At 59.4% G+C, this 12,200-nt stretch carries 12 protein-coding genes and 1 pseudogene; 3 read left to right on the forward strand and 10 right to left on the reverse strand.

All coding sequences use genetic code 11. The features are described from left to right. Positions 1–17 precede the first annotated feature (17 nt). From ACTJJW_RS09765 to ACTJJW_RS09805, 9 genes are all read right to left on the reverse strand, one after another. Positions 18–1,220: an amidohydrolase family protein gene (locus tag ACTJJW_RS09765; RefSeq protein ID WP_462644184.1), complete on the reverse strand. Its 1,203-nt coding sequence runs from the start codon at positions 1,218–1,220 to the stop codon at positions 18–20. Beyond that, positions 1,217–1,801, reverse strand: coding sequence for an amino acid synthesis family protein (locus ACTJJW_RS09770; RefSeq protein WP_462644186.1), 585 nt, complete (start codon positions 1,799–1,801; stop codon positions 1,217–1,219). Before ACTJJW_RS09770 ends, ACTJJW_RS09765 begins: the two co-directional genes overlap by 4 nt. 90 nt (positions 1,802–1,891) lie before the next feature. Beyond that, positions 1,892–2,674: an SDR family NAD(P)-dependent oxidoreductase gene (locus tag ACTJJW_RS09775; protein WP_462644188.1), complete on the reverse strand. Its 783-nt coding sequence runs from the start codon at positions 2,672–2,674 to the stop codon at positions 1,892–1,894. Further along, on the reverse strand, positions 2,671–2,949 hold the full coding sequence (locus ACTJJW_RS09780) for a hypothetical protein (protein ID WP_462644190.1): 279 nt from the start codon (positions 2,947–2,949) through the stop codon (positions 2,671–2,673). Before ACTJJW_RS09780 ends, ACTJJW_RS09775 begins: the two co-directional genes overlap by 4 nt. A gap of 12 nt (positions 2,950–2,961) precedes the next feature. Then, the gene (locus tag ACTJJW_RS09785; RefSeq protein WP_462644192.1) at positions 2,962–3,480 is read right to left on the reverse strand and encodes an aromatic-ring-hydroxylating dioxygenase subunit beta; all 519 of its coding nucleotides are present in this window, start codon (positions 3,478–3,480) and stop codon (positions 2,962–2,964) included. 2 nt (positions 3,481–3,482) lie between these two features. Next, positions 3,483–4,799 carry an aromatic ring-hydroxylating oxygenase subunit alpha gene (locus ACTJJW_RS09790; RefSeq protein WP_462644194.1) on the reverse strand — a complete coding sequence of 439 codons (1,317 nt, stop codon included), beginning with the start codon at positions 4,797–4,799 and terminating at the stop codon, positions 3,483–3,485. Between the two features lie 32 nt (positions 4,800–4,831). After that, the gene (locus tag ACTJJW_RS09795; RefSeq protein ID WP_462644196.1) at positions 4,832–5,812 is read right to left on the reverse strand and encodes a dihydrodipicolinate synthase family protein; all 981 of its coding nucleotides are present in this window, start codon (positions 5,810–5,812) and stop codon (positions 4,832–4,834) included. Between the two features lie 112 nt (positions 5,813–5,924). Beyond that, positions 5,925–6,770 carry a DODA-type extradiol aromatic ring-opening family dioxygenase gene (locus ACTJJW_RS09800; RefSeq protein WP_462644198.1) on the reverse strand — a complete coding sequence of 282 codons (846 nt, stop codon included), beginning with the start codon at positions 6,768–6,770 and terminating at the stop codon, positions 5,925–5,927. After that, complete coding sequence (locus tag ACTJJW_RS09805; protein ID WP_462644200.1) at positions 6,770–7,021, reverse strand: hypothetical protein; 252 nt, start codon at positions 7,019–7,021, stop codon at positions 6,770–6,772. The genes ACTJJW_RS09800 and ACTJJW_RS09805 overlap by 1 nt, the downstream gene beginning before the upstream one ends. A 531-nt stretch (positions 7,022–7,552) precedes the next feature. Here ACTJJW_RS09805 and ACTJJW_RS09810 point away from each other — a divergent pair. The 3 genes and pseudogenes from ACTJJW_RS09810 to ACTJJW_RS09820 all read left to right on the forward strand — a co-directional run. After that, positions 7,553–8,218 carry a GntR family transcriptional regulator gene (locus ACTJJW_RS09810; RefSeq protein WP_462644202.1) on the forward strand — a complete coding sequence of 222 codons (666 nt, stop codon included), beginning with the start codon at positions 7,553–7,555 and terminating at the stop codon, positions 8,216–8,218. Between the two features lie 169 nt (positions 8,219–8,387). Beyond that, positions 8,388–9,500, forward strand: a complete 1,113-nt coding sequence (locus ACTJJW_RS09815) for an IS1249 family transposase (RefSeq protein ID WP_462644203.1) — start codon at positions 8,388–8,390, stop codon at positions 9,498–9,500. A gap of 303 nt (positions 9,501–9,803) precedes the next feature. Beyond that, a pseudogene (locus tag ACTJJW_RS09820) lies at positions 9,804–10,243 on the forward strand (FAD-dependent monooxygenase); the annotation flags it as partial. Between the two features lie 155 nt (positions 10,244–10,398). Here ACTJJW_RS09820 and ACTJJW_RS09825 read toward each other — a convergent pair. Continuing rightward, on the reverse strand, positions 10,399–12,045 hold the full coding sequence (locus tag ACTJJW_RS09825; RefSeq protein WP_462644205.1) for a thiamine pyrophosphate-binding protein: 1,647 nt from the start codon (positions 12,043–12,045) through the stop codon (positions 10,399–10,401). Positions 12,046–12,200 lie beyond the last annotated feature (155 nt).

The raw sequence follows: 12,200 nt of genomic DNA on the forward strand, positions 1-12,200 counted from the left end.
TGCGGATAACGGTGTGGTTAGTGCCCCGAGGACTCGAGGTGCTCGATTGGCGGTGAGACTTCTGCCGCACGGGCGGCCTGAGGCGTGTTTCGACTGCGCAGCGTACGCACGATGCCGCCCGTGATTACCGCGGAGATTCCAGGAATGTCGCCCACGGACAGCGCACCAAGTGCATCGTCCTTGGTCGAACCCCATGGCGCATCAATAACCACGATGTCGGCGGCCCTGCCCACGGCTATGAAGCCGGCAGGAAGATCCCAGACGTTCGCGTTATTGCCCGTCGCTGCTGCCCACACCATGCCCGGATCAACATCCGAAAGGGACGAGAGCTCGGCGACAGTCTTCATCACACCAAGGGGCATGACGCCGGTGCCGGTCGGAGTATCTGAGCCGATGACCACACGGTCGAAGACATTCTTTTCGACTGCCCGGTTAATAATTCGAACCGCGGAGCGTAGGTTGCCCGCCTGCACCAGTTGAAGGGCCATGTCGGTTTCATCCATGATGAGATCGACGCCATCCTCGCGAAGTGATGTTGGTCCACCGTTGATGTGACCGCAAACGTGAGGAGCAAGAAGCATCAGGTGCTCCGGCGTGATCGGCTTGCTGCCCGGAATGCTGGCGCCGCCCGAGTGGCTCATGACGGTAATGCCGTACTGCTTAGCCCAGGTCACCTGCGCCAAGCCGTCGGCGGGATCGCTATATCGACCGAAGCCAAACTTTGCGAGATGTACACCGGCCTCCTGCAACTCGGCGAAATCTTTCTCCTGCAACGTCGGTTCCAGAACTACAGCACCCGCGTGCACAGTCATGCCGTTCGGGTGGAAATTGTCGAAGCATTCCTTTGCCGCGATAGCGAGGGCCTTCACTCCGGAAGCCGTGCTCGGGCGACCCGGTGCGTGAATCTCCCCGGGAGACACAACGCTCGTGATGCCACCGTGTACGTAACTAGCGAGAAAGTCGACCGTCTTTTGGCGAGGCGTGTAATCGCCAAGAACAACGTGGCAGTGCGAGTCGATCAGGCCAGGAGCAACGGTCGTGCCTACCGCGTCAATAACGTACTTCGAAGCGTCGACTTCGGCCTGCAAGTCGCTCTGCATCCCGACGGCCGTAATCTTGCCATCGCGAACAACGATGGTGTCGGCATCCGCGATGACGGGAGCGCGCCAGTCTCCGGAAAGGATAGTGCCAGCACCAATTACCGCGAGTGAGCCGTTCATCGGTGCTTCTCCTGAGCCTCAGCGATCGACAGGCCACCAACACGGGCATTGATTCGACCACGGTTGGTCACAGCGGCGATGACAACGAGCTCATCGGAGTGAGGTGCGTCAGGCACGCGAACTTCCATCGAGTCGTAGTGCGAGCGAACCCACACATCATCCTTGTATGCCGTGGGGACGTCGATGACGGTGCCGGCTACAGCAGGCTTCGTCACTGAAGTGATCCAGGCAGCACCTCCACCGATTGCTTCGCGGAAAGCGTTACCGAAGACAGAGGTAAGTGCAGCATTAACGTGCTCCTGCTCGCCATCGGTTCCCACGAGGCCGGCTTTACCGTAGCTCTCAACCGGAGCCCCGAGCAGCTGCAAAGCTTGCTCCCCGAGCATCGTTCCGATTTCGGTTGACGCTTCGACCAGACCCGAGAGGTCTTCGACGTATCCCTGACCGGCGAACGGGTTTTTGATCACGGCGCACACAGCGACCTTGCGCACTGGGCCACCAGCATCGGTGTTTCCCGCGGAAGAACGAGTCTCTTCGATTTGCGAAAACACCTTACGGATCTGGATCAGACTCTCAGTCATTTCATTCCTCAATTTCTGGGTTTGGACACTGGGGACCACGAGGCCCCGAATAGGTGGACGGTATTGTGGCGCGGATGTGAACCGATAGAACTAGAGCCTGCGGCCACCGTCAGTGCGGATCACGACGCCTGTAACGACGCGGGCATCGACCGGATCGGCAAGAAAGCGGTACGCACCGCTGTGGTCTTCCGGCATCGCCGTAATGCCCAGCAACGTGCCCGCGGCAATCCGCTCGTCTCGGCCGTCGACCTTGTCGGCGGTCATTGTCTGACCGAGAGAAGAGAGGCCACCGAACTTGGTACCTCCGGTTCCTCCCGGCGCGACGCCGTTTACTCGGATGACGGGAGCGAGCTCCGCGGCGAGATGGTCAACGATTCCACGAAGAGCCCATTTCGAGCTGCCGTAGAGAACCCCTCCGCCTATCGCATTGAATGCCGATTCCGAGAGCGTAAGAGTGATCGACCCGCACGCTTCCCGAAGCGGGGGAACGGCGATGTTTGCTGCGAGGAGAGTCGAGCGCACGTTTATGCGCCAGATCTCGTCGGCAGCGTCAATCAATTCCGTTGGAGAGAGGGCGCTCACTCGGGAATAGTTGTCAAACGCACCGACTCCGCACGTGAGGTTGTGCAACTTACCGTTCTCATCAACCGCGGCCGCGACTGCGGCACTAAGCGTGTCCGGATCTGTCGCGTCACCGACGATTGTGCGGATCCGACCGTCCGACGCTTCTCGGACCGCATCCGCACCGGCAGCTGAACGGTTAAGCACAGTGACGATCGCACCCTCACGGTCGTATCGCTCGGCTGCGGCACGGGCGATACCTGATCCGCCACCGGTGACGAGGATATGCAACCCGGCGAGGGAATCACTCATGCGCCAGGGGTCCTGGCCAGTAGTTCAGTGATGAACTCGGGCTCTTGGTAGCTGAGCACGTCAAGGGCCACTGCGTCGAAACGCACGCTGGTTCCACGACGCGGCGACCACAGCTCGAGCCGCATACCGTTGCGGGTCGAGACCTTGCGCACGACGACATCGGCAAACTCATTCGCGATGACGATTGGTCCGGCGTTTCCGCCGTCCTTAGGAAACTCGAAAACTTCACCCTCGTCTGGGTTCTCTGCCTGAGGCCGAGGATTCGATTCTGTCATGATGTACTCCGATCAGATGAAGATGGACAGGTTGTGCGCGTTGATGATCGCCTGATCGATTGCCGCCCAACGTCGAGCGATCTGATAGCTGTCACCGACACGACGCACGAGGTCTTTACGGAAAACCGACACGAAGTTCGGCTCGATGCTGTCGCCGCGGCTGCGGTAGATCAAGCAATACGACGTGACCTCGTATTCGCCGACCCTTTCGCTGTCATCGACGAGAACGTTCGTCACGTAGTGCCGTGTTCGCGACGGTGGCTGTTCTGCCCACGCGAAGTCAGTTTCTAGACGCCGAACACGAACCTCTAGGGTCTGCTTATTGTCCTGAAAGATGCGACCGGTCGGAGAAAGCTCCCACTCGGCAAGTCCTTCACGCACGACGCGCAATGGCACGTCATAGGTGATGTCCTCGGCGAGAAAGTCGAGCCAATCCCGGAATCGACGTTCATCGACCGCTAAAGCTTCGCGAGAGATGAACTCCTTAATGTCTTCTTGAATCGAGCGATCGACCGTGCTCAGAGCAGTCATGCTTACGCCTCCCCAAGGAGGTAGTCAGCCCAACGACCCCAGAGGTTTCGGAAGTTCGAGTCGTTTACATACGGCTTGACAACGTGGCCGGGTCCGGGGAAGTCTTCATCGCGCTCCGTTTCCATCCCCATTAGGTAGGGAAACTCGATGTTTTTCGCCGCCGACGATTTCGCCATGCGTGTGACTCGCGCCCAGTTCTCCAAGTCGTCCTGCTCAAAAGTGCCCGCTTGCGCGAAAGTAAGCGTGTATGCGTGGTATGCCGCTTCTTTATACTCGTCCGACGCATCCTTCGGCACGAGGCACCACGAGTACATCTCGCACTTGCCTGGGCCGATCGGGTGATATAGCCGCATCGTAACGAAACGCACTCCGGTCTCACCCGGAATCAGGCTGAAGGGTTGCATCAGGAACGAAAGATTGGGGAACACCGTTCCCACTGCGGTCCGGGTGTTGCTGAACACCTCGACCTGATCCGGAGTAAGACTGCGCTTGATCTCCTCGGTGAGCTCGTCGGGGAACCCGGCGAACGGTGTGAAACCAGGGGTGTGGCCGAGACCGATCCCGTGCCCCTTGCCGGTTATGCTCGCCGCCCAACCTTGACTGTGCGTTGCCCCTGAGGAGGGGAAGTAGCCGAGATTGAATCCGAACTGGTGCGCCACCGGCGTGTGGTATCCATCGCCCGCGAAGTTCTCGGCAGCGATCTTCCAGTCTGTCTCGGTGATCCAGTGGTCGGGCGGGCCGTGCACTTCACTGCCGTTAGGGCCCTGCTTGAGATAGAGATCAAGGTAGAACTGGAACCCGCCAAGGTAATCTTCGAGCGACGAAGCGTCCTCGTTGAATGTACCGAACACCAAACCCTCATAGGTTTCGACACGTGCCTTGATGAGGCCCCAGTCCTTCCTCTTTAACTTGCCTTCATAACCTTCAGCGAGGTAGGGCACCCCGATGAGTTCACCAGAGTTCTTGTAAACCCAACCGTGGTACGAGCAACGGAAGTGCGAGGCGTTGCCCATCTCCGATTTGCACATCATGTTTCCGCGGTGACGGCACATGTTGAGATTCGCGTGAATCTCGCCCTGTTCGTCACGCGCGACAATCAGATTGTTGTTCCCGATGTAGCGAGTGACATAGTCGCCCGGCTTCGGAATCTCCGACTCGTGAGCGAGAAACGTCCAAGCTTGCCCGAAGAGTTTCTCCTGCTCAAGATCGAATATCTCCTGATCGTTGAACACGTACGCGGGAAAGCGACCCTGCTCGATACCCTCTCGGATGTCGCGTAGGCGAGCTTTCAGGTCCGGATTCTCTGACTGCGTTGTCATGATGACCTAACTGATTCTGTGGTGGTTATTAGCTACTTGTTGCGGGCGCCCATGCGCGCTTCGATCTCAGTGATGATCTGCTTGTAACGCTCAACGTGCTCGAAGGTGCTGTCCCAGTGCTTCTGAGGAACGAGGTCTTCGGTGTAGGGAACGCGGCTCTTGCCGACGTGGATGTAGCCGGCTTCGTTCACGCGGATCTTCTCGAGCGGGATGTTGTACTTTGCGAACTCGAAGAAGTCCTGCCCGACGATGAAGGGCTCGTGCGCCCAACGCAGACGCTCGGTGAGCCAGCGTGCATCGTCTACGCGGCCCTGCTGCAAAGCGTCACGCAGGTGCAGAACGGGATCCGGGCCCATCGCGGTCGTTGAGGACCAGGCCATGCCGACGAGTTCTTCACCGTACATTTCCCACGCGGGGAACCAGTCGGTCTCGATCGGCATGAGCGGGAAGCGGGTTCCGGTGTGAGCCATGTCATTGTGGTAGCGGAAGCCAACTGATGCGCCACCGGCGTACTTCACGGCAACTACCTGAGGCAGTTCGATGAGGGTGCGGTAGACCGAGCGAGGAATGACTCCACCGAAGGCGGCAGTGTTGTCGTAAACAACCATTGCCATCTCAGGAACGGCCTCAGCTACATCGCGGTAGAACTTCTCCATAACGGGGGCAACCATTTCGCCCCACATCGGGCGACCAAGCAGGGTGCCGGTAGCACCAAGCTCGGAGAGGAAGCGTGTGCGCGCGATTGTTTCGCGAGTGCTCAGCGTGGTTGCGCCAACGAAAATCGGAAAGTCAGGGTTAACCGAGTGAGCGGTCTGTACTGCGCACTCGGCGAACGCCTTCCACTCGTCGAGTGTCAGCGTTGCCATCTCTCCGAGGGTTCCGTTGAGCGCAATTGCGTCAACGCCGTCTGCCATGAGCGCCTTAATCATGCGCTCGGTCTCGACGAGGTCAACGGTGTCCTGTGCTTCTACTAGCTCGGCACCAGGAAGAGCCGGGGTAGGAGGATAGGACATGACGCCTCGCATGTCGCGACCTGTAACTTTAGGAAGCTTGCTCATACTGTTTTCTCATTTCGTAGAAGCCAGACGCGAACAGTCGCGGCTGGCGGTAACTGGGTGGAACTGTTTACAGGTGCAGGCCGGGAGTCGCGGCCGCTACGGCCGTTCCTGTCAACCACTCGGGGACTGGTTCGTACGCGAGCACTTCGAACGGAGCGCCGATGGCACCCGCCGCAGCGATCCAAGTGCGAACTTCGTGAGCACCATTGCCGGCAGCATCGATCTCTTGCGGTGAGTAGTTCTTGAGCTGCTCCGGGTCGCCACTTTCGATACGGGCGATGAAGTCGCGGTCGAACTCTTCGTTGACGGTGCCGGATTCTGGAAGTCCGACCCAGTGCGAGAGGCCACCCGTGCCGATGACAACGACGCGCTCGACCTCGTTTTGGGCCTCGATAGCGTGACGAACCATCACGCCAAAGTCGTAGCAGCGTTTCGCTGTGGGCCACGGCGGGTTTACGCCATTGACGATGATCGGCACTAGGGGGTACTTGGATTCCGGATCGAGGTGCTTCAGCGGAACACAGAAATTCTCATCAAACGCGAGTCCGCCTTCGACGAGGGCGGGATCGAACTCGTTCGTGAGCGCAAACTCGTAGATGTGCCGACCGAGCTTCCCGTTGCCGGGGTAGTCGTGTTGCGGAACGTTGAGGAACTCAGACATCTCGGCCGTAACCGGACCCAGGTAGGAGTCTGCCGTCGCGATCGCGAATGCCGGCAGGTTGCTGAAGTTGAAGTTGGTGAAGTGCTCAACCGAAATCGCAACGATAGCGTCTGGCTTCAGCGCATCGATGCGTCGTCGAGCCTCAGCGAAAGCGTTCTCGATTGCCTCGCGCTTCCTTGGCTCCGCACGCTCCGGCCATCCAGTCACTCCTGGAGAATGGGATGCTGCGAACGCCCCGACAATTTTACCCATCAGTTCTTCCCCTCACGGATCTGCTCGTAGTAGCTCTCACGGCCCACCTGCAATTGCAGGGCGCAGAAGTAAATCAGATACGGGTTGGCCCCGATCTCGTGGAGCTTCTTGAAGTCGAGCGTCAGCATCGCTTCGCGTGCGTCGCCCTCAAGCCCGTATTCATCGAGTACCAATGACGGCGTGGAGCGGAAGCGCTCTGCAAGCTCGGGATGCTTGCGGATCTCCCACAACAATTTGTGGAGACTGTACATTTGCTTGCCTCTCTCGATCGCCCGTCCTGGCTTCTTTGCCTCAATGGAGATGGCCTCGGATGCGACTCCGGATCACCTGAATCCTACGAAGACCCTGTCCTTCTTCGCGTCACCCGTCTGGGGCATCTGTGGCGATTTCGGAGGGTATTCGGTTGTTCTCACATGCTTGGTTTCCGTAGCCGACCAGCGGTTGCGGATTCCTGTTGTGAAGTCACACTACACAAATTGTCGACAAAACAACACCAGTTATTCGAGAATGGTTTTTTGACCCGGGTGCTCACGGTGCGCGCATTTCTGCGAAATGGCACCGCTATCTCCTGCAGTTGCTGGCTGAACTGCCTGGATCCCTGCTCGCCCCGCCGTGCAGAAGATAAGGATACTGGTGATCTCTCCGGATCATGGCGGTGATTTTGTCGACATTTACTACTATTAGTGGCGCCGGATAGTCTCTCGTCGACGGCAGCCTCTCGATATGCTCGACTCCGAGCATCCACACCTCACGAACCATCCACGCCAACTCCGGAGAACCCCATGCCGCCAGACGAGCTCACAGTCACCACTGACTCAGTCATCGATATTCGCGACGCTCTCAAACAGGCCATCGCGAACGGCGAGTACGCGCCAGGAGTCAAGCTCGTTGAGCGAGAGCTCACCCAGCGCTACGGCATCGGCCGCACCGGCGTGAGAGATGCGATCCGTCACCTCGCCGCCCAAGGCATTGTTGAACTCACCGAAAATCGGGGTGCCCGGGTAAGCGAGTTGAGCTACGCCGAGGCCATCGATATGTACCAAGTACGTGGCGTACTGGAGGGCTTGGCTGGTGAACTCTTCGCGGTGCGTGGCACGGCAGAAGAGAAAATGCAGTTCGCTGAGTCCCTTGAGCCAGTGCGGCACGCCATCGAGGCTTCCGACATCACCCGTGCGCTTATTGCCAGCGATATTTACTACGCACACCTCCTGCGTGGTGCCCGCAACAATGAACTACACGAGATCATCGAGAGACTGCACGTGCGCATCAACCAGATTCGCCGTGTCTCTCTTTCGGTGGAAGAACAGGCCAAGCCCACGATTGATGCCCTCCAGAGGATTGTCAATGCGGTTCTCGCCGGTGACCCAGCTGACGCTCGAAACGCCTGCATCGAGCACGTCAAGGCTTCGGCTGCCGCAACCCTGCCGGCCATGGCCCGAACGCTCTGAGGTCAGCGCGGTTTCGTTCGACGCTGTGAGCGTTGGGCACGCTGGGAACGCCCGAGCGAGAACACGGTTGTGTTTTTGGGTTATAGGCCAAAACGTGTGGATGGGATCTTGATCTGACCATATGAATACTGGGCAAGAGCGAGGTTGTCATACTCGGTGACCCTTAGGTGTGCCGAACTCTCTCAACTCGACCCGTTGTCTGGTATGTGAAACGACCCTGATAAAGAACGGGCGCACTGTCGCAGGAACACAACGGTGGTTATGCCCAAACTGTCGTGCATCCTCAGTCCGAAAACGTCCGGACCTGGCCCGGCGGCACGAGCTGGAACAGTTCTTGCGGTGGCTGCTTGGCAAACAGTCCCAGACGGAGATCACTGGCACTGCTACGGGTCGCTCATTTCGCCGCTCCACCGCCTGGTGCTGGGGTGTTGAACCTCGTCTGGGACCGGTCGAGACTACCCACCACCAAATCCTCATCGACGGGGTCTGGGTTGGTTCCTGGTGCCTGTTGATCGCAGTCACCGAGACCCTGGAAGTCCTGGCCTGGCAGTGGTGCGCTAGGGAATCGACGGCAGCGTGGACGGCACTACTGGAACGCCTCCCCGCCCCTACGGTCGTGGTCTGTGATGGTGGTGCCGGGATCGCCTCTGCGGTGCACCGTGTCTGGCCAGAAACGAAAACGCAACGGTGTTTGTTTCACGTGCAGATGAACATCCGCCGTCACCTCACTTTGAATCCCCGCACCGATACCGGCCGCCGCCTGCTGACGTTATCCCGAGAGCTGTCCGCCGTGCGGAACGAGGACGCGGTGATCGCGTGGCGGCTGAAGCTCGAGGTTTGGTGGCAAGCCCACGGACACCTCACGAAGGAACGCAGCTCCGACGGTCACCGGTACTGGTTCACCCACGACCGGCTCCGCAAAGCCTGGCAACTACTGGCCAAACTCAGCCGAGACGGCACCCTATTCACCTACGTTACCCATGGCAACGCCCGCACCACCAGCCCACTCGAGGGCGGCATCAATAACGGCATCCGCACCGTGCTGCGCAACCACCGCGGCATGAACGAGGCCCACATGAAACGTGCCGCGGAATGGTTCCTCACCCTGCACGAAATACCACTGGAACGCGCCCACGAACTCACCCCAGGCCCCACCCCAGCCCCGACACCCGAAGACCAGAAAACTGACGCTGAGGAAGAAGCCGAGCCGAGCTACTACGACACCAACACAACAGCCGAAGAAGGCCTTTGGGCCAGATCAGGATGGGCCGGCCGGGCATGACACGCCCAAAGCCATCCACACGTTTTGGCCTATAAGCCGCTTTTTTAGCGACAGATACCCCAACAGGGTGACGCGGTCGCGCACCGCCGCTTCGTAGGATTCAGAGGTGACGTGATCTTCGCACCGATTCCATTGGGGGAGCCCTGGCATTAGGGCTTCCCTTCGTGGGCTCTTCAGTATGATCACCTCGGCTCGACCCACATCATCGCGTGATCTTGGTGGGCGCAAGGAGATTTGATGCAGTTTCATCAGTACGGCTACGTTTCGGGCGACCTGCAACCTCCTTCTGGAAACCAGATCCCTCCGACCCGCCTCGCGCCAGATTACGGAGTCGAATTCATCGACCTCGAGATCGCGAGTGAAGGCGAGTACCCCGTTCCCGTCACCCTTAGCCCGTGGATGGCGAGGAGCGCGTCATCCAGGCAAAGTACGTCCTCAGCGTAGTTGCTGACGGTAACAATGGTGCGGTGCGCCAAACGACGGTCGATCAGATCATCGCGAATGCAGATGAGATCTTGCACCCCTACGTTCTCGACGTGAAAGATGTTGCTTGGCACAGCGTGTACGAAGTTGGACATCGAGTAGCTGAGCGGTTCGACGACGTTGCGTTGTCTGATGCCGGCACCCGCGCGCCGCGCGTTTTTATCGCAGGTGACGCCTGTCACACCCATAGCGCGAAGGCGGCGCAGGGGATGAACGCGTCGATGCAGGATGGCTGGAACATCGCCTGGAAACTTGGCCACCCAGCAACGGCCAATGGGCGCTGGCGCATTTGTTTCCTCGCCGACGCCGCCTCGTAGCCCAGTCGCTGTGCCACTTAGCGGGCGTTAGTTGTGCTCTGGAGAGCTCACAGCCAACACCCGCTTTATGTCGCCGCGAGGGTCCGCGAGGCCTGCTTCTAGTGGCCGACGAAGTCTTGCGCTGCCCACTCACCAACAATGGTGGGATCGATTACTACATCGAGCAGGAGCGGACCATCGCGGTATCCGTCCCAATCCTTGACGACGTCGAGATCGAGAAGCGTGCGCACGGTCACCACTCTTGCGCCCGACCCGGAGGTGAGCGCCCCGATGTCTGTGTCCGCGAATCGCACCAGATCGACGTGAGGATCATCCGCACCGAAATGGTGAACCTCGGCCCCATAGGCTCCATCGTTGTAAATCACGATCGCGATCGGCAGTTTAAGTCGAACCATCGTCTCGAGTTCCGAAATCCCCATCAGGAAGCCGCCATCGCCAGACGCCAGCACGACCGTGCGGTCCGGCCGCCCGATCGCGGCGCCGACGGCGGATCCCATGCCGAGACCGATCGACTGAAAACCCGCGCTCGAGAAGACGAATCCTGCAGAGTCGGGAACGCTGAGTCCGCGAACGGGCCAGCCAATGAAATGACCGCCGTCGACGACAAGCGTTCGTTCTCGAGGCAACATGGTCTCAAGACGAGCCGTTACTTCACCCGGATGCAGCGGGCTTCCGGCCGCGGTGGCGTACGCAGGCACATCATCCGTGAGATTTCTTTGAGCCGTTTGAGGGTCACGAGTAACGTCACCCTGCGCTTCAGGCAGGAGCGTCAGAAGCGCTGCTACGGTCTCCCGCGCATCCCCTAGCATCGCCACGTCTGCGTACGTACTGGCGTGAAGGCCGGGCAACTCGGAGTCAATCTGGATCACCGTCGGGTTGTTGTCAAACAACGTACCGGCACGTGTCGTCCACGTCGTCAGAGAGGCTCCAACGACCAAGACCAGGTCGGCGGCTTGCACCGTCTCCACGGTAGCGTCCGAAGAAAAACCCCCACAGATTCCCAGAAGACGATCGCTGCCAGTGAAGAGTCCGTGCGCCATCGCTGACGTGCAAAGTTTCGCGTCGAGAATCTCGACAAGATTCACTAACGTGTCCTCCGCGCCAGACAGCATCGCGCCACGGCCTGCCAGAATAACCGGGTGCTCGGCGGCGGCGAGGCGTTCAGCGATTGACGCTAGCTCCGCCATCGGTGGTACCACGCGAGGCCGCTCACGCAACGGTGGAATAAGCGATAAATCGAACTCAATGAGAGTCTCTTGTACGTCGATCGGAACAGCCAGCACGATCGGACGTCGTTCATCGTGCGCCCGTTGCATCACCGCTGCTACATCCTCGACCGCCGTCTCAGGTGACCGTAAGGTCTCGTAGCCAGCGCCCACTGACTCGACTAGAGCTTGCTGGTCGATAAGAAAGTTCGAACGACGTGTGCTTGCCGAGGTCGCACCAGAGATCACTACCAGAGGCACCCGGGACTTCACCGCCTCGCCCAAAGCCGTTACCGTGTTCGACAACCCCGGCCCTTGGTGCACGCTGGCTGCGGCAATCTCGCCCGTCGTGCGCCAAAATGCATCTGCCATCGACACCGCCGCACTTTCGTGACGTGCCGGGACGAAACGTGCCCCCGCCGACTTAAGCGCTGCCGTCGGTAGATAGTTTCCGCTGCCTACGACCCCGAAGATGGTCCGTACACCGTGCGTCCGGAGGACACTGCCGATCACCGTTGCCACTGTCACAACTTCCGACATGAAATTTCTCCTTATCGTGCAGCCCAACACCACAAGCTGCGTTTCATCGAAACGGGTGCGTGCGCGCCCCTATTTTTGTCAAGCGCAAGACGTCACGGCACTGGTCAACAAGACCGGGCACCCTTGCCCGTAGCGTCAAACTCGCGCGAAGAGCC

The sequence above is a fragment of the Rhodoglobus galactosidasius genome, assembly GCF_054957775.1.

Coding starts and splice junctions, on each gene's coding strand:
- ACTJJW_RS09765 (WP_462644184.1), bottom strand. CDS start 1,220: ATGAACGGCTCACTCGCGGTAATTGGTGCTGGCACTATCCTTTCCGGA.
- ACTJJW_RS09770 (WP_462644186.1), bottom strand. CDS start 1,801: ATGACTGAGAGTCTGATCCAGATCCGTAAGGTGTTTTCGCAAATCGAA.
- ACTJJW_RS09775 (WP_462644188.1), bottom strand. CDS start 2,674: ATGAGTGATTCCCTCGCCGGGTTGCATATCCTCGTCACCGGTGGCGGA.
- ACTJJW_RS09780 (WP_462644190.1), bottom strand. CDS start 2,949: ATGACAGAATCGAATCCTCGGCCTCAGGCAGAGAACCCAGACGAGGGT.
- ACTJJW_RS09785 (WP_462644192.1), bottom strand. CDS start 3,480: ATGACTGCTCTGAGCACGGTCGATCGCTCGATTCAAGAAGACATTAAG.
- ACTJJW_RS09790 (WP_462644194.1), bottom strand. CDS start 4,799: ATGACAACGCAGTCAGAGAATCCGGACCTGAAAGCTCGCCTACGCGAC.
- ACTJJW_RS09795 (WP_462644196.1), bottom strand. CDS start 5,812: ATGTCCTATCCTCCTACCCCGGCTCTTCCTGGTGCCGAGCTAGTAGAA.
- ACTJJW_RS09800 (WP_462644198.1), bottom strand. CDS start 6,770: ATGGGTAAAATTGTCGGGGCGTTCGCAGCATCCCATTCTCCAGGAGTG.
- ACTJJW_RS09805 (WP_462644200.1), bottom strand. CDS start 7,021: ATGTACAGTCTCCACAAATTGTTGTGGGAGATCCGCAAGCATCCCGAG.
- ACTJJW_RS09810 (WP_462644202.1), top strand. CDS start 7,553: ATGCCGCCAGACGAGCTCACAGTCACCACTGACTCAGTCATCGATATT.
- ACTJJW_RS09825 (WP_462644205.1), bottom strand. CDS start 12,045: ATGTCGGAAGTTGTGACAGTGGCAACGGTGATCGGCAGTGTCCTCCGG.